At 35.7% G+C, this 17,079-nt stretch carries 13 protein-coding genes and 1 tRNA gene; 10 read left to right on the top strand and 4 right to left on the bottom strand.

All coding sequences use genetic code 11. The features are described from left to right. The first annotated feature begins 289 nt into the window (after nucleotides 1-289). Together C1A40_RS17880 and C1A40_RS17875 are read left to right on the top strand one after the other, a co-directional pair. Nucleotides 290-1,489, top strand: a complete 1,200-nt coding sequence (locus tag C1A40_RS17880; protein ID WP_102997063.1) for an IS4 family transposase — start codon at nucleotides 290-292, stop codon at nucleotides 1,487-1,489. 302 nt (nucleotides 1,490-1,791) lie between these two features. Beyond that, nucleotides 1,792-4,137, top strand: coding sequence for a sodium-translocating pyrophosphatase (locus C1A40_RS17875; protein ID WP_102997062.1), 2,346 nt, complete (start codon nucleotides 1,792-1,794; stop codon nucleotides 4,135-4,137). A 176-nt stretch (nucleotides 4,138-4,313) separates the two neighbouring features. Here the strand turns inward: C1A40_RS17875 and C1A40_RS17870 are convergent, their stop codons facing one another. Next, entirely contained in the window at nucleotides 4,314-4,928 is a 615-nt protein-coding gene (locus C1A40_RS17870; RefSeq protein ID WP_067146144.1) for a deoxynucleoside kinase, read from the bottom strand. A gap of 4 nt (nucleotides 4,929-4,932) precedes the next feature. Next, nucleotides 4,933-5,712 (bottom strand): hypothetical protein, encoded by a 780-nt coding sequence (locus C1A40_RS17865; protein ID WP_102997061.1) that lies wholly within the window; start codon nucleotides 5,710-5,712, stop codon nucleotides 4,933-4,935. Nucleotides 5,713-6,079: 367 nt separating this feature from the next. Here C1A40_RS17865 and C1A40_RS17860 point away from each other — a divergent pair, with 367 nt between their 5' ends. The 3 genes from C1A40_RS17860 (at nucleotide 6,080) to C1A40_RS17850 (ending at nucleotide 9,815) form a co-directional block, all read left to right on the top strand. Next, nucleotides 6,080-6,934, top strand: coding sequence for a GLPGLI family protein (locus C1A40_RS17860; protein WP_102997060.1), 855 nt, complete (start codon nucleotides 6,080-6,082; stop codon nucleotides 6,932-6,934). Between the two features lie 26 nt (nucleotides 6,935-6,960). Next, nucleotides 6,961-9,633 (top strand): TonB-dependent receptor, encoded by a 2,673-nt coding sequence (locus C1A40_RS17855; protein WP_102997059.1) that lies wholly within the window; start codon nucleotides 6,961-6,963, stop codon nucleotides 9,631-9,633. 100 nt (nucleotides 9,634-9,733) lie between these two features. Continuing rightward, a tRNA-Tyr gene (locus C1A40_RS17850) sits at nucleotides 9,734-9,815 on the top strand. Nucleotides 9,816-9,913: 98 nt separating this feature from the next. On the opposite strand, the gene C1A40_RS17845 is transcribed toward C1A40_RS17850, so the two are convergent. Together C1A40_RS17845 and C1A40_RS17840 are read right to left on the bottom strand one after the other, a co-directional pair. Continuing rightward, the gene (locus C1A40_RS17845) at nucleotides 9,914-10,858 is read right to left on the bottom strand and encodes an ISAon1 family transposase (protein ID WP_479685329.1); all 945 of its coding nucleotides are present in this window, start codon (nucleotides 10,856-10,858) and stop codon (nucleotides 9,914-9,916) included. A 31-nt stretch (nucleotides 10,859-10,889) separates the two neighbouring features. After that, nucleotides 10,890-11,240, bottom strand: coding sequence for an ISAon1 family transposase N-terminal region protein (locus tag C1A40_RS17840; protein WP_102995318.1), 351 nt, complete (start codon nucleotides 11,238-11,240; stop codon nucleotides 10,890-10,892). Nucleotides 11,241-11,842: 602 nt separating this feature from the next. On the opposite strand from C1A40_RS17840, the gene C1A40_RS17835 reads away from it, so the two are divergent. The 5 genes from C1A40_RS17835 (at nucleotide 11,843) to C1A40_RS17815 (ending at nucleotide 17,073) form a co-directional block, all read left to right on the top strand. Beyond that, complete coding sequence (locus C1A40_RS17835) at nucleotides 11,843-12,928, top strand: Fic family protein (protein WP_102997058.1); 1,086 nt, start codon at nucleotides 11,843-11,845, stop codon at nucleotides 12,926-12,928. Between the two features lie 35 nt (nucleotides 12,929-12,963). Further along, nucleotides 12,964-14,511: a type I restriction-modification system subunit M gene (locus C1A40_RS17830; RefSeq protein WP_102997057.1), complete on the top strand. Its 1,548-nt coding sequence runs from the start codon at nucleotides 12,964-12,966 to the stop codon at nucleotides 14,509-14,511. Continuing rightward, nucleotides 14,508-15,518, top strand: a complete 1,011-nt coding sequence (locus C1A40_RS17825; RefSeq protein WP_102997056.1) for a virulence RhuM family protein — start codon at nucleotides 14,508-14,510, stop codon at nucleotides 15,516-15,518. Before C1A40_RS17830 ends, C1A40_RS17825 begins: the two co-directional genes overlap by 4 nt. Further along, nucleotides 15,515-16,636 (top strand): restriction endonuclease subunit S, encoded by a 1,122-nt coding sequence (locus C1A40_RS17820; RefSeq protein ID WP_102997055.1) that lies wholly within the window; start codon nucleotides 15,515-15,517, stop codon nucleotides 16,634-16,636. The genes C1A40_RS17825 and C1A40_RS17820 overlap by 4 nt, the downstream gene beginning before the upstream one ends. A 74-nt stretch (nucleotides 16,637-16,710) precedes the next feature. After that, nucleotides 16,711-17,073: a four helix bundle protein gene (locus C1A40_RS17815; RefSeq protein ID WP_102997054.1), complete on the top strand. Its 363-nt coding sequence runs from the start codon at nucleotides 16,711-16,713 to the stop codon at nucleotides 17,071-17,073. Nucleotides 17,074-17,079 lie beyond the last annotated feature (6 nt).

Here is a 17,079-nt window from a genome sequence, read left to right as displayed (position 1 = left end):
CAAATTTATGAAGGTGGTCTTTTTTTTGTCAAAATCCAACCTGCTTTTATTTAAATTATCTTTTCGTCAATCTGAATATATTTCAAATTCTCATAGTCATTTAACGGTATTGTGATGAAATTCTATGTCGAACACAGAATGACCCAAATTCTAACTTTTTAAACCTCCTGTTTTTAAATCGGCGTTATATTCAGAATCATTAGTGTCCGATAAAAGATTTAAAAAGCGGGATTTCCAAGATAGGATTTCCCGCTTATTTTGTATCTTGAAGTTATCACACATCCAAGATATGAATAAAAGTAAAAACTTTAGCGGACAACCCATAATCAAACAGGTATTAAATTTCATTTTACCCAAAGATGTTCATCGGACAGCCAAAAAGCACAACAGCGATCGCTATACCAAAAAGTTTACCACCTATGAGCATTTGGCCACTATGGTATTTACCGTGATCAGTGGCTGTAGCTCACTTCGTGAGGTTTCCAGTATTATGCTTGCCTGCGAGGGAAAGATCAACCATCTAGGACTCACGGACTTTCCAAAACGCAGTACCTTGTCAGATGCTAACAGGAGAAGAAGCTCTGAAGTATTTGCCGATATTTATCATTTACTCTACAAACGTTACCATCGCTTTTTATCGGACAGCAGACCCTTAGAACCTGCAGTGAAGAACCTTAAAATCGTTGATTCCTCGACCATCCCCCTATTTAGTGACATTCTTAAAGGTGTAGGAAGGAACCCGCTCAACGGCAAAAAGAAAGGAGGTATCAAGATGCATACTATGATAAACGCCATGGAAGACGTTTCTTGTCTGATTAAGTTTTCAAGCGCGGCCACGCACGACCACACCTTTTTAAAAGACCTGGAACTCAAGAAGGGCTCTTATGTGGTTTTTGACAAAGGGTATGTGGATTATGAGCAATACCAAAAATGGACACTGGAAGATGTTTACTTTGTGACTCGGCAAAAGGACAATGCTCGCTATACAAGCCTTGAAGAGTTTGATATCTCCAATAAAGTGGACGATGCTGTCTTAAAGGACGAAAAAATAGGGCTTACGGACAAAAACGGCAATGCTTTTTCCCTGAGGAGAATCGCTTTTTGGCACGAAAAGCACCAAAAAGTTTATGAGTTCATCACTAATAATTATGATCTTGATGCAGACAAAATAGCCGACATCTATAAAAATAGGTGGCAGATTGAGACGATGTTTAAGCGGCTTAAACAGAACTTTCCGCTAAAGTATTTTTTGGGAGACAATCAAAATGCCATCGAAATACAAATCTGGGTCAGTTTGATAATCCAGCTCATTATGCTTGTGATCCAAAGAAAAGCCCAAAGAAACTGGGCTTATTCCAATATGATGTCCGTCACCCGATACCATTTGATGACATATATCGATTTGTTCAAATTCCTGAAAAACCCAGAAGCTAATTGGGAAGAGATTACAACCAAAAACATTGGGCAATTAAGCCTTTTTGACCCATAAGGAGGTTCTGTTTTCAAAATAAAGAGTGCGATCAATAAAAAAGGCCAACACCAAAGCTTTTTTAGCTAATTCTGTTTTTTATCGGACAACAATAATTCAGAATAAATAATAATTGAACTCTTGACGTGTTTATTCCAATCATAGACCTGTAAGGCTGACTAATGTCATTGTTTTATAAAAAAGATATTTAAACAGGGGTTTTGTTGTGAAATCTTTAGTTTGTCCTTGTTTTTTTTTATCACTTATAATTTTCTATTTTTAACAAGATAAATTAATAACTAATTTTTAAATGACTAACTATTATGGAACTAATTGTAAAATTTTTACCGCTTTTTGGTGTATTGGCCTTAGCGTTTGTATTTATTAAAAGTGCTTGGGTCACAAAACAGGATCAAGGCAACGATGAAATGAGAAGTATAGCCAAGAATATTGCCGATGGCGCCATGTCTTTTCTTAAAGCGGAATATAAAATATTGTCGGTTTTTGTTATAGCTGTAGCTATCCTACTTTATTTTAAAGGCAATGCTGAAATAGGATCCAATGGTATGGTGGCTGTTTCGTTTATTGTAGGGGCTATTTGTTCTGGACTGGCTGGTTTTATAGGTATGAAAGTCGCTACCAAGGCTAACGTACGTACCACCAATGCAGCTAGAACTTCATTAGGAAAAGCTTTAGAAGTGGCTTTTGCAGGAGGCGCCGTTATGGGCTTAGGCGTTGTAGGACTTGGTGTTCTTGGTCTAAGTGGGCTATTTATGATTTACAGTGAAATGGGCTGGGGTATTAGCGAAGTGCTTAATGTGCTTTCGGGGTTTTCTCTAGGGGCGTCTTCTATTGCGCTTTTTGCACGTGTTGGTGGAGGTATTTACACTAAAGCTGCCGATGTTGGTGCCGATTTAGTAGGGAAAGTAGAAGCCGGTATTCCTGAGGATCATCCATTAAATCCTGCCACTATTGCCGATAATGTAGGGGATAATGTAGGTGATGTTGCTGGAATGGGAGCCGATTTATTCGAGTCTTACGTGGGGTCCATTATAGGAACCATGGTTTTAGGAGCTTTTATTATAACCCCAGACTTTAATGGCTTAGGTGCGGTTTACCTGCCTTTGGTATTAGCGGCAGTTGGAATTGTTATGTCTATAATTGGAACTTTTTTCGTGCGTGTTAAAGACGGCGGTAATCCGCAATCAGCCTTAAATATAGGTGAGTTTGGTTCGGCTGGACTTATGGTGATAGCGTCATATTTTATAATTAACGCCTTAATTCCAGATTCTGTGGAAGGTTTAAGCTTTGGTGCTCTGGGGGTGTTTTGGGCTACAATCGCTGGTTTGGTAGCAGGTTTAGCCGTTGGTAAAGTCACAGAATATTACACAGGAACAGGAAAGAAGCCTGTTTTATCCATAGTAAAACAATCGGAAACAGGCGCAGCTACCAACATTATAGCTGGTTTAGGTATTGGCATGATGTCAACAGCCATTCCAATCATTCTTATTGCTGCGGCTATACTAGTCTCTCATCATTTTGCAGGTCTTTACGGAATCGCCATTGCTGCGGTTGGTATGTTGGCTAACACAGGAATTCAATTAGCTGTAGATGCCTATGGACCAATTTCAGATAATGCGGGAGGTATTGCAGAAATGGCAGAATTACCTCATGAGGTTCGTGAGCGTACCGACAAACTAGATGCGGTAGGAAACACAACCGCAGCTATAGGAAAAGGGTTTGCCATTGCCTCAGCAGCTTTAACAGCGCTCGCTTTATTTGCCGCTTTTATGAAAACCGCAAATGTAAGCGCTATTGATGTGTCAAAACCAGATATTATGGCCGGTTTACTTGTAGGTGGGATGTTGCCTTTTGTATTTTCTGCTTTATCCATGAACGCTGTGGGGCGTGCTGCTATGGCGATGATAGAAGAAGTACGACGTCAATTTAGAGATATTCCGCAATTAAAGGCTGCTTTAAATGTGATGCGTAAATACGATTCTGATATGTCTAAGGCATCTGTTGAAGATCGCGCGATTTTCGATGCAGCTCACGGATATGCCGAGTATGATAAATGTGTAGATATTTCAACAAAAGCCTCTATTCGAGAAATGATTCTCCCTGGCTTATTAGCTATTGCGGTACCTGTTGCTGTTGGTTTTATTGGTGGCGCTGAAATGTTAGGCGGATTATTAGCAGGGGTTACTACCTGTGGGGTGTTAATGGCTATTTTTCAATCGAATGCCGGTGGTGCCTGGGATAATGCTAAAAAAACTATTGAGGAAGAAGGAAGAAAAGGTTCCGAGGCTCATAAAGCGTCTGTGGTAGGTGATACTGTTGGCGATCCTTTTAAAGATACGTCGGGCCCTTCATTAAATATTTTATTAAAATTAATGTCGGTTGTGGCCTTAGTGATTGCGCCAAGTATTGCTGTTTCTGCCGATGCTTTAAACGCTTATACTTCCGAAGAAAATGTCATCGAACAGGTAGGGCCTGTTTCAGTTTCTAAAGAGGTAAAAGTAGAAATGACCGATAACGGCGATGGTACTGTAAAGGCCGTAGTGACAACAATTACAACCACAAATGATGAGGTCGTTACCAGTTATGATACATTCCAAGGTACAGAAGCTGAAGTTCAAGCTAAAGTTGACGCTATAAAATTGGAATAGATTTTCTAAACACTATATGTGTTGTTATATTGAGCTTGTCGAAATTATAGTTAACGAACTGATTGTCAAAAGTTAGTTTCGGCAAGCTCAACATGATAAATCAATAAGATCACCATGAAAAAACAATTTGAACTGAATTTTCATGGTGATCTTGTTTTATGTATTTGGTAGGGTATTTAAAATAAGCCGTTAATCTCGGCGTCAATGGTATTGATAACGTATCCTAAATCTTCGGGATTATCAACAAAATCCAGCTTGTCAACATCTATGATAAGTAACTTTCCTTTATTGTATCCATGAATCCATGCTTCATAGCGCTCATTAAGTCGGCTAAGGTAATCGATGCTAATGGTGTTTTCGTAATCACGACCACGCTTTTGTATTTGTGCTACTAAATTAGGAATAGAACTTCGCAGATAAATTAAAACATCAGGGCCCTGAACTAAGGATTCCATCAATTCAAAAAGCGAGCGGTAGTTTTCAAAATCGCGATTAGTCATTAAGCCCATAGCGTGTAAATTAGGCGCAAATATATGGGCATCTTCGTAAATCGTTCGATCCTGAATGATGTCTTTTCCACTCTGACGAATTTGTAAAACTTGACGGAAACGACTATTTAAAAAGTAAACTTGTAAATTAAAACTCCAACGCTCCATCTGATTGTAAAAATCATCCAGATAAGGGTTGTCCACCACATCTTCTAATTGCGGCTCCCACTTATAATGTTTAGCGAGTAATTGGGTAAGTGTCGTTTTTCCTGCTCCAATGTTTCCTGCAATAGCAATGTGCATGGTCTTAATTTATTTTTAATTTGAATTGATGTACGGTTTCGAGGCTGTAAAGATACAAGGTTTCGTTGGTTACAAAAAAATCATTTATTAATAAATTTCCGGTTTCGATAGTATTTATGGTTTCACTGTTTTTTTTCAAATAAAATAAATTATTATCTTTTTTAAGAATAATATTTTCATTGCTTTCTACCATAGCAGTAAAGCCTGGATTTTCAATTTTTTTAATCAAGCTACCAAAATAATTATAGACGTAGAGGAATTTTTCAGTAAGCAACCAACAATAATTATAATTGCTTTCTAAATCTAAAACGCTACTTTGAACAGGAACCGTTTGCGCTCTTGTGGTTTTTGCTTTATAATCAAAAAGTTCAAGTTTTTGTTGATCTTGATTGAAAATCCAAATCGTATTATCATATCCAGTCGAAATACGAGAAATGTTTTTGTAAGGTGCCATTTGATTAAAATCAATTTTAAAAATTTCAGCCAAACGATTATCAAGAATAATTACGGTATTGAAATTTTTGTAAAAGAGGTTAATTTTTAAAGGGTTAAAAACGTTAGCTTCATATAAACTACCCAGTTGTAAAGCGCTAAAGTTGGTCGTTTGATCCTTGTCTTTTTTGTAAAATACATTATTGGTGATATAGTATGTCGTTCCGAAATTATCAATCGAAATAAACGCATCAGCTTTAAGCTCAAATTTTTTAACAAACTCGGTTTCTATAGTTGTTTGACCAAACAGGAGGTCTGAAAAAAGAAATAATATTAAGCAGGTGTATTTCATAGACTTTGGGAAATTACAAAATTCCAACTGGTTTTTTGTATAAAATCACCTAGTTGGTTTTTAGCATATGCATTTATTTTCAATTTTTAACATATCGCTATTAAACCTTAGTGTGTTTATTTAGTCCAATGGATTTAACTGGATAGGAGTTGTCATTCATATGGAGGTGCTTCTGAAGAATTTTTTGCTTAATAAAAAAGAGATGCATCACTAAGTTCTGCATGACAATCAGTGTTTTGTGAAACGTACGATTCTGTCATTCTGAAGGAGGCACGACTGAAGAATCTCTAATAAAAATTAAAAAATATAGATTAACAATCGCAATTAGTTGAACAAGATAATTATAGCACGCATAAATACATTTTATATGATTTTCAAACATTTAAGAATCCAAGTCATTTTACTTTTTTTAACCGTTTCAAGTAGCTTATTTGCTCAAAAAGATTTTCAAGGGAAAGCCTATTATGAAACTAAAACCTCCATAGATATGAGCAATTTTGGCGGTAGAGACATGACGGAGGAACGTAAAAAACAAATTGCAGAGCGTATGAAAAGCGCTTTAGAAAAAACATTCATTCTAACCTTTAACCAATCTGAAGCTTTATATGTCGAGGAAGAAAGTCTAGATGCTCCAACTGGAGGTAGAGGGATGCGATTTGGTATGATGAACACGTCTGGTGGCGATCAATATAAAAATGTAAAGTCGAAAGCATTTATTCAGAAAAAAGACCTTTTCGGAAAGCAATTTCTAATTAAGGACAGTCTACAGAGTTTGGATTGGAAATTAACAGGAGAATCTAAAATTATAGGGCAATACACTTGTTTTAGAGCTGAAGCCGTAAAACCAAAAACAGGTTTTGATTTCAGAGATTTTAGACGACCACCACGCGATAAAGCAGATGAATCATCAAAAAAAGAAACTCGTCCTGAAGCGGAACGGCAAAACGATATTAAAGTTGTCGCTTGGTACACACCGCAAATTCCAGTAAATCTTGGACCTGATGTATACTGGGGGCTACCGGGTTTAATTTTAGAAGTTAGTGCAGATAACACAACCATGCTGTGTTCTAAAATTGTGATAAACCCTTCAGATAAAGAAGATATTAAAGCGCCAACCAAGGGTAAAGAAGTGACTCAAGCCGAATTTGATAAAATTTCAAAAGAGAAAATGGAAGAAATGCGCGATATGTATAGAGGTCGTGGCCGTGGCGGACGTCGATAATTACAACTTCAACTAAAACATTATTCATGAAAAAACTCATCTTTTTAACACTCTTTTTAATGGCATTTGCTGTAAACGGACAAATAAAATTGGAAGGCGTGGTAAAAGATAGTGTTGGTGCGCCTTTAGAACTAGCCAATGTTATTGCTATTAACAAACAAACACAAAAATTAGAGTCTTATGGGATTACAACACCCGAAGGCCGTTACCGCTTATCTGTTGAAAAAAATACAGCATATAATATTCAAGTAAGTTATATAGGTATGAAAACCCATCAAACTGAAATAATCACCACCACTGATGATGTGGTTAAAAATTTCTCGCTGGAGTATGACAATGCCTTAGAGGCTGTAGAGTTGGTTTACGAAATGCCCGTGACTGTGAAGGGCGACACCATAGTTTATAACGCCGATTCTTTTACTTCGGGAACCGAACGTAAATTGGAGGACGTTTTAAATAAACTCCCCGGTGTTGAGGTAAATGATGACGGCGAGATAGAAGTTGAAGGGAAGACGGTTGGAAAAGTGATGGTAGAAGGCAAAGACTTTTTTGATGGCGATTCTAAAATAGCGACTAAAAACATTCCGGCTAATGCGATTGATAAAGTGGAGGTTTTAAAAAATTATGCTGAAATCGGACAATTAAGTGGGGTCACCAACAATCAAGATAATATAGCCATCAATATCAAATTAAAAGAAGGCAAGAAGAATTTTTGGTTTGGAAATGTTACTGGAGGTAGTGGAGTTGCCGACGATGCTGGTTTATATCTCGCTCAGCCTAAATTGTTCTATTACAGTCCAGAGTACAGCATTAATGTGATTGGCGACATAAACAATATAGGTGAAGTAGCTTTTACACGTCGAGATTACTTTAATTTCACAGGCGGGTTTAGGAGTCCAAGTCGCAACAGTGGTACCAATATCAATTTAGGAAGTAACAGTTTAGGTTTTTTAACCGCTCAAAATAATAGAGCGAAAGAAATAAACACCAAGTTTGGTGCGGCGAATTTCAGTTATTCACCAAAAGAGACTTTAGACTTAAGTGGTTTTGCTATTTTTTCAAATAATAAAACCTTAATGGAAGAGCATCGAGAAACTCAATATACCGATCCCGAATTAGGTATTCCAGACGAATATACCGAAAGCAATACGGTACAAAGAAGTGATTTGGGGATGCTAAAACTAAGTGCTACTTATAAACCAAATACCAATAATCAGTTGGATTATGATGTTTTAGGACGCGTGTCCAAAGAATCCCAAGAACAGCTGTTTTACTCTTCTGTGAACGGTGATGTGAACGAATTAGAAAGTGCCGATCCGTATAGTATCAATCAGAATTTTAACTACTATTATACTTTAAACGACAAAAATATTTTTGCTGTTGAAGCGCAAAGTTTAATTCAAGATGAAGATCCGTTTTACAACGCCTTTATTGAAGATAAAGCAAATTATGATGATGTAGCCGATGCTTTGGGGCTTAACAATCTACAATCGGCGTACAACGTATCTCAAGAAAAACGTGTAAAATCCAATCAATTGGATGCTAGGTTGGATTATTGGCATATTTTAAATCAGAAAAGTGATTTGAACATAACTTTAGGAATCATCTATAGCAAGCAGGATTTTGACTCCAATATTTTTCAAACCTTAGACGATGGCACCCAAGTGGAGGCTATGCCTACCATAAATGATGGTTTATCCACTAATGATATTGGCTATAGATTTAGTGATGTATATTTAGGAGCGCATTACCGATTAAAATCAGGATTGTTTACGTTTACTCCAGGGCTTTCTGCCCATGCTTACAGTTCTAAAAACGAACAGTTTAATGAAGAATACATTGATAACTTCTTCCGTTTATTACCAGATTTTAATGTGATTTTACAACTTAAAAAAAGCGAACAAATCACATTCAATTATGCCATGCAAACCGATTTTACCGATGTTAATCAGTTAGCTCGAGGTTTGGTACTAAACAGTTACAGTTCGATATTTTCTGGAAATCCGGAGTTAGAAAGTGCCTTATCTCATAATTTGAATCTGTCTTATTTCAGTTTTAATATGTTCAATTATACCAATGTACGAGCGCGTATTAATTATAGTAAAACGGTAGATAGAATTAGAACGAGTTCGCAGTTCGTTCCTGGTGGTGTGGTACGTGTAAGCTCGCCTTTTAATTCGGGCTTAGCCGATGAAACTGCTAGCGTAAGTGGAAACATCGATAAAACCATTGGTAAATTCAGGTCGACCTTAAATGCTAACTTGAGTTATAATAAGTTTAATCAGTTTGTGAATAATCAGGCCTCAACCAACGAAAATTATGCTCAAACCTACCGCGCTAGAGTGCGTACTAATTTTCGAGAAGCTCCAAATTTTGAACTAGGATATCGTTTTACCATTAAGGATAATGATCAAGGCGCTAGCCGTACAAAATTTTATACCAATGAACCTTCAATAGATTTTGATGCGCTTATTCTTAAGAAACTCACCTTTAAAACCAATTATGCCCACAACCGATTTAGTAATGAGTCTGGTACTTTAAACACCTTCGAATTCTGGGATGCTTCGCTATCTTTCCGAAATAATAAAGATAGTAAGTGGGAGTATGAGTTAAAAGCAACAAATATTTTAGATACCAAATCTCAAAATACAAGTAGTTCAAGTAATTTATCTGTAAGTGCCACAGAGTATTACATTTAACCGCGATTTGTAACCTTTAGATTGCGCTACGAATTATAAAAAAACTTTGATATTTTATTTTGCAAAACCAATAATGCGTTATATATTTGCGCTCGGTTTTGGGGAGATACTCAAGCGGCCAACGAGGGCAGACTGTAAATCTGCTGACTACGTCTTCGCAGGTTCGAATCCTGCTCTCCCCACAAAACAAAAAGCAAGCTGTAAAAAGCTTGCTTTTTTTGTTTTTGGATGTTTGGAGAACAAATGTATAAAGTTATGGATCAGTCCTAAAAGTTGGGGACTAGGCATAAATTTGTGCTAATCTAAAGAGGAAGAATTCCTTATTTCTCACACCTCTAAGTTGTTGTCTAAAGGCTTTGATCTTTGCATTAAAAGATTCAGCGGCCGCATTGGTAATTCTGTTGTCAAAATAGTTTAATATTCCCCTGTAATTTAGGGAGATTGTGTTCATAACAACTCTAAAGCTTTTAAAGCCACTATTTTCAATTTGATTGTACCAAAGTGCCAATTTAGTCATTGCTATATTTTTGTCTGTACAAGTATTATAAATTACTCTTAGCTGGTTTGACAAGTCATAAGCTTCCTTTATCATAGGGTATTGCATGAATAAAATTCCTGCCCTTTCCTTTTGGGAACTAGTCCATTTGTCAGGACTTTTGAATAGAAGATACCTACTTCGTGCTAGCAGTTGTTTGCGCGTATCCCCGTTACTAAATACTTCTGCTCGATACTGGTAGTTATTATTTTTAGCTGTCTTGATAGCCTCATTTTCTAGTTCTAGAGCTTGCCAGCGGTATTTTACTCTAATGTCTTGTACAGCATCAGAAGCTAGTTGTTGTACATGAAAGCGATCAATGACTTGCACGGCTCTTGGGAAGCTCTTCTTTGCAATTAGTTTCATGCTACCGGCCATATCTAAGGTTATTTCTTCTACCAACCTCCGCTTGCCTTCAGGTATCTTTTTAAGATATTTAATAACCTCTTCAGACTTAGTTCCTGAAATAATAGCTACAATAGAACCTGCTCTACCTTTGGCTTTTTTATTGGTTACTACGGTGTATAACTCTCCTTGTGAAAGTGCTATTTCATCTATAGATAATCGTTTGCCAATATTTTGAGGGTAGACTAACCATTTGGTGGATTGCTCAAGGTATTCCCAATCTTTAAATTCACTTAAATAATCTCGATATTGGCGCTGTAGCTTTTTACCATCTAAACCATACAAATTAGCTATAGTTTGCGTGCTAGTATTGTTATTATCGATTAATTTCTTTTAAAAAAGCGGCAAACTCGGTGGTCATACGAGTGCCTTTTGCTACATTATTCCAGTCTCTTTGCAGGGTTTCTTTTGTGTCTACATCACGCCATCTGCGGCGCTTTAAATGCAGATAAACTAGTTTCCCTCTAAGTGGAAAATCCTCGATAATTATTTCTTTATGAAAACCTTTAGATTCTACTTTACGTGTTTTAAAACTATTTGGGACAATGTTCTTCTCTTCGAAATACAACCGAAGTTTATCTTCTGTTGAAGAACTACTTTTAAAACTAAAATGAGCTACCAGAAAATCAGGTAGTAATAAGGATAATAAATCTTTAGAAATTTCCACGGAATTTAATTTTTTCCAAAGATAAAATTATTTTTACTCCCCAACTTTTGCTCTTGATCCGTTATTTCGTTTTAAAGTATTTTACTCAACTCCTTCCTTTAATCTTGATATTTCAATGGGTGGATACCATGATGAAACATTAGCATCATCAATATAAAACACAAAATAATAGTTATTAGATTTCATGCTGCCAATATAGGGTTGGTACCCGAACAATTGTCCACCATGCCCATAAGAAAGGTTGTCTTAAGTTTATTTTTTATTGTTTTCTTATTTTTGCCTGGTTGATTATTACAAATGGTGCAGCATATAGTGACAAAAGAACTCTTCAGATTATTTTTGGAACAATTAATATGGCTTTACCTTGTATTGTTATAGGTTATATGCTTTGTAGGATTTTTAAAAAGGAATGATGTTATTATAAATTTTTTATTGGTTTGATTATTTTGTTTATATAATTAGAAATTAAAGGCTTTAAAATGAGGAACTCTCGAATTAATTAAAATAGAAGTAATTTTTACACTTGTACATTATACAAAGGTAATTTTTGACTATATTTACCCTCGTTGAAAAAACGTGAGTAATTATTACCCTTGTTCAAAATGACAGATTTTAGTAGAGATACGCCTTATAATAGCTTACCGCTATTGCCTCCAAAACAAACATTAGAAACAACAAAAGTTTTACGAAAAACTATTGATGCCAGTAGAGCATTAGCACAGCTTAATGGTATGCTCACTAATTTGCCAAACCCAACATTATTTTTAGACACTATTCATTTACAAGAGGCAAAAGCAAGTTCCGAAATAGAAAACATTATTACCACTAACGATGATTTATACAAATCTTTAGTTGCCGATAAAAAGTTTGATAACCCGGCTACAAAAGAAGTGCTAAGTTATAAAGAAGCGCTTTGGAATGGATTACATGATATAGAAAAGCGCCCTTTTATTAGCACAAATTTATGTATAGATATTGTACGAAGCATTAAAAAAAACACGGCAGGAATAAGAACAACTCCTGGTACTGCTCTAAAAAATGCTAAAGGGGAAACGATATACACACCACCAACAGGAGAAACGGTTATAAGGGAGAAATTAGCCAATTTAGAAGCGTTTATTAATGAAAATGATACCATAGACCCATTAATAAAAATGGCGTTAATGCATTATCAATTTGAAGCCATACACCCTTTTAGTGATGGTAATGGTAGAACAGGACGCATCTTGTTATTACTCTATTTAAAACTAGAGAAACTATTAGACACACCTGCAATTTATTTAAGCGAGTATATAATAAAAAACAAAGCAGATTATTATAATAAACTACGTGAAGTTACCGAAAATAATGATTGGGAATCGTGGATATTATATATGCTAGAAATGGTTGAATATACCGCTAAAAAAGGTTTAAAACGTTTAAAAGATGTGACCGAGTTAATGGAGCAAATGACATCTGAAATTAAAGAAAAATTACCTAACGCATATACTAAAGAACTCGTAGAGATACTATTTAGATTACCATACACCAAACGACAATTTTTAATTGATGAAAAATTAGGAACTCCTAAAACAGTAGGGAATTATTTAATGGACTTAGAAGCTGCAGGCTTTTTAACATCCGAAAAAGTAGGTAAAGAAAAACTATATCTCAATCATAGATTAATGGCTGTTTTAGAGCAGGCTTAATGTACACTGAATAATAAATTAATTATAAAATATAAATGACAAGCAACAACCAAAGAGCCGAATTACATAATCAAATTTGGAAAATAGCCAACGATGTTCGTGGTTCAGTAGATGGATGGGATTTTAAACACTTCGTATTAGGAACCCTATTCTACCGTTTCATCAGTGAGAATTTTAGCAATTATATTGAAGCTGGAGATGAAAGCATTAACTATGCAAGCATATCAGACGCTATCATTACACCAGAAATAAAAGAGGATGCCATAAAAACAAAAGGCTACTTTATCTATCCAAGCCAGTTGTTTGTAAACATTGCCAATGGTGCTAACGATAACGAAAATCTAAACACAGATTTAGCTGCCATATTCTCAGCTATAGAAAGTTCAGCAAATGGTTACCCCTCAGAAGATGATATTAAAGGTTTATTTGCCGATTTTGATACCACAAGTAACCGTTTAGGGAATACCGTAGAAAATAAAAACAGCCGTTTAGCAAAAGTTTTAAAGGGCGTAGAAAGTTTAAATCTTGGTAAGTTCGAGGATAACCAGATAGACCTATTTGGTGATGCCTATGAGTTTCTAATCTCTAATTATGCAGCCAACGCAGGAAAATCTGGTGGTGAGTTTTTTACGCCGCAAAGTGTATCTCGGTTAATTGCACAATTAGCCATGCACAAGCAGGACAAAGTCAATAAAATTTACGACCCTGCAGCAGGTTCTGGTTCTTTGCTCTTGCAAGCTAAAAAACATTTCGATAGCCATATTATTGAAGATGGATTTTACGGACAAGAAATAAACCATACTACCTATAACTTGGCGCGTATGAATATGTTTTTACATAATGTGAATTACGACAAGTTTCATATCGTGTTAGGAGATACGTTAGAAAACCCACAATTAGGCGATGATAAGCCTTTTGATGCCATTGTATCTAATCCGCCATATTCTGTAAAATGGAAAGGTAGCGACGACCCTACACTTATTAACGACGACCGTTTTGCACCTGCAGGTGTATTAGCCCCAAAATCTAAAGCAGATTTTGCTTTTGTATTACATGCTTTAAGTTACCTATCTAGTAAAGGTAGAGCAGCCTTGGTGTGTTTTCCAGGTATTTTTTACCGTGGTGGCGCAGAGCAAAAAATAAGAAAGTATTTAGTAGATAATAACTATGTAGAAACGGTTATCTCGCTAGCACCTAACCTGTTTTTTGGTACATCTATAGCAGTAAACATCTTAGTGCTTTCTAAAAGTAAAACCGATACCAAAACCCAGTTTATAGATGTAAGTGGTGAAGATTTCTTTAAAAAAGAAACCAATAATAATGTGCTATACGATAACCATATCGAACAGATTATGCAAATGTTCGATACTAGAGAAGAAGTAGCACACATTGCCACGACCATAGACAATGCTAAAATAGCCGAAAACGATTATAACCTTTCAGTAAGTAGTTATGTAGAAGCGAAAGACAATAGAGAAAAAATAAATATTACAGAACTGAATAAAGAAGTCGCTATTACAGTAAAAAAGATAGACCAACTACGTGCCGATATTGATAAAATTGTAAAGGAAATTGAAGCATGAGTAAGCAAAGCAGTGATATTATTATTTACAAAAGTGCCAATGGAGGTGCTAATATTTCGGTAAAGATTGAGAATGAAGATGTTTGGCTTACCCAACAACTAATGGCGGAGCTTTTTCAAACCACAAAACAGAATATAAGCCTTCATATTCAAAATATTTACCAAGAAAACGAACTCACCCCAGAAGCAACTGTCAAGAAATCCTTGACAGTTCGTAAAGAAGGAAATCGTGAGGTTTCTAGAGAATTAGAATACTACAATTTAGACATGATTATTTCTGTAGGGTATCGGGTAAAAAGTACAATTGCTACAAATTTTAGAATTTGGGCAACCCAACGATTAAAAGAATACATTGTTAAAGGCTTTACCATGGACGATGAGCGTCTTAAAAATATAGGAGGTGGTAATTATTGGAAAGAGTTATTAAACCGTATTCGCGATATACGCTCCAGCGAAAAAGTGATGTACCGCCAGGTATTAGACTTATACGCTACCGCTACCGATTACAATCCTAAAAGCGAGCAAAGTGTTACCTTTTTTAAAATTGTACAAAACAAATTGCACTATGCGGCACATGGTAATACAGCTAGCGAAGTGGTGTTTTTAAGGGTAGATAGCAATAAACCCTTTGCAGGCTTAACCAATTTTAAAGGCGACCAACCCACCCAAGCCGAAGCCATGGTTGCCAAAAACTTTTTAGAAGAAAAAGAACTAAAAGTGCTTAACAATTTGGTAGCGGCTTATTTCGATTTAGCCGAGCTAAACGCCATAGAAGAACGTGAAATGCGTATGGCAGACTACGTAAAAGAATTGGATAATATTCTAGCCTCTACAGGGCGTAACGTATTGGGTGATGCAGGAAAAATTTCCAGCACCAAAGCCAAAGAAAAAGCCCTGCAAGAGTACAAGGCCTACAAAGCCAAAACCCTTAGTGGTGTAGAAAAAGACTATTTAAAAACCATTGCTGCCCTAGAAAAAACAGCCAAAAAACAAAGCCGTAAAAAATGAGTACGTTAGATAAATTATTGGAAGGTGTTGAAGTGGAGTGGAAAGCGTTGGGAGACTATACTGATTATGAACAACCAACAAAATATCGTGTAAAAACTAAAGAATATCAAGATAGTTTTAATACTCCCGTTTTAACAGCAGGTAAAACTTTTATTCTTGGTTATACAGATGAAACTGATGGTATATATAAAGGGGCAGAAAAGCCTGTTATTATTTTTGATGATTTTACTACTGCTAATAAATGGGTTGACTTTGATTTTAAAGTGAAATCATCTGCGATGAAGATGATTACATCAAGAGACGAATCTAAAGGGTTGTTAAGATATATTTTTCATTGGATGAATACATTACAAAGTGATTTGGTTGATGGAGATCATAAGCGTCAATGGATTAGTAATTACGCTAATAAAAAATTTCCAATCCCATGCCCAGATAACCCGGAAAAATCCCTAAAAATCCAAAAAGAAATAGTTCGTATTTTAGATACCTTTACCGAACTTACTACCGAACTTACTACCGAACTTACTGCACGTAAAAAACAGTACGAATACTACCGTGAACAATTACTAACTTTTGATGAGAGGATTGAGTTTGAAAGTTTAGATAATTTAGCTGAAAATTTAGACTCAAAGAGAAAACCAATAGCAAGTGGCTTAAGAGAATCAGGTGATATTCCTTATTACGGAGCCTCAGGGATAGTCGACTATGTTAAAGATTATATTTTTGATGGAGACTTTTTATTAATATCAGAAGATGGTGCTAATTTAACAGTTAGGAAAACACCAATTGCATTCAGTATAAGTGGTAAAAATTGGGTTAATAATCACGCTCACGTATTAAAATTTGACACATATGGTGAACGTAGATTTGTAGAATATTATTTGAATAGTATTGATTTGTCCCCATATATTTCTGGAGCAGCACAACCAAAATTAAATAAGAGAAATCTAAACAGCATAAAAATCCCAAATCCTTCCTTAGAGGAAAAGCAACGCATCGTAAATATCTTAGATAAATTCGATACTCTTACCACATCCATAAGCGAAGGTTTACCAAAAGAAATAGAACTGCGTAAAAAACAATACGAGTATTACCGCAGCAAATTGCTTAGTTTTTAGTGGTTAGTGGTTAGTGGTTAGTGGTTAGAGGTTAGTTTTTAGTGGTTAGTGGTTAGTGAAAAGAAAGAAAAAAAATGATAAAAGATTTTAAAGATTTAATTGTTTGGCAAAGGGCAATGGAGCTTGTCACCGAAGTATATAGGCTGGTAAAAAAACTTCCTAAAGAAGAACGTTTTGCTTTAAGTGACCAAATTAGGCGGTCGGCTATTTCTATTCCAAGTAATATAGCCGAAGGACAAGGAAGAAATTCAACAAAAGAATTTATACAGTTTCTAGCCATTGCAAAAGGTTCAAAAGCAGAATTAGAAACTCAACTTTTACTTTGTGTAAAAGTCACGTATCTAACTAATTTAGATATAGAAACGGCTATAAACCTAATTCAGGAAGTAGGAAAAATGCTTAACGCGCTCCAAAAATCACTAAAACCTAATCACTAAAACCTA

The organism is Tamlana carrageenivorans, from assembly GCF_002893765.1.
GTDB classification, from domain to species: Bacteria; Bacteroidota; Bacteroidia; order Flavobacteriales; family Flavobacteriaceae; genus Pseudotamlana; species Pseudotamlana carrageenivorans.
Note: the sequence above shows the minus strand (reverse complement) of the source record. Positions and strands in the feature narration are given on the sequence as shown.

Excerpts from the sequence above, each read along its gene's own strand:
- C1A40_RS17825 (WP_102997056.1), top strand. The coding sequence starts at position 14,508 with ATGAGTAAGCAAAGCAGTGATATTATTATTTACAAAAGTGCCAATGGA.
- C1A40_RS17870 (WP_067146144.1), bottom strand. The coding sequence starts at position 4,928 with ATGCACATTGCTATTGCAGGAAACATTGGAGCAGGAAAAACGACACTT.
- C1A40_RS17860 (WP_102997060.1), top strand. The coding sequence starts at position 6,080 with ATGATTTTCAAACATTTAAGAATCCAAGTCATTTTACTTTTTTTAACC.
- C1A40_RS17875 (WP_102997062.1), top strand. The coding sequence starts at position 1,792 with ATGGAACTAATTGTAAAATTTTTACCGCTTTTTGGTGTATTGGCCTTA.
- C1A40_RS17865 (WP_102997061.1), bottom strand. The coding sequence starts at position 5,712 with ATGAAATACACCTGCTTAATATTATTTCTTTTTTCAGACCTCCTGTTT.
- C1A40_RS17830 (WP_102997057.1), top strand. The coding sequence starts at position 12,964 with ATGACAAGCAACAACCAAAGAGCCGAATTACATAATCAAATTTGGAAA.
- C1A40_RS17880 (WP_102997063.1), top strand. The coding sequence starts at position 290 with ATGAATAAAAGTAAAAACTTTAGCGGACAACCCATAATCAAACAGGTA.
- C1A40_RS17815 (WP_102997054.1), top strand. The coding sequence starts at position 16,711 with ATGATAAAAGATTTTAAAGATTTAATTGTTTGGCAAAGGGCAATGGAG.
- C1A40_RS17820 (WP_102997055.1), top strand. The coding sequence starts at position 15,515 with ATGAGTACGTTAGATAAATTATTGGAAGGTGTTGAAGTGGAGTGGAAA.
- C1A40_RS17835 (WP_102997058.1), top strand. The coding sequence starts at position 11,843 with ATGACAGATTTTAGTAGAGATACGCCTTATAATAGCTTACCGCTATTG.
- C1A40_RS17855 (WP_102997059.1), top strand. The coding sequence starts at position 6,961 with ATGAAAAAACTCATCTTTTTAACACTCTTTTTAATGGCATTTGCTGTA.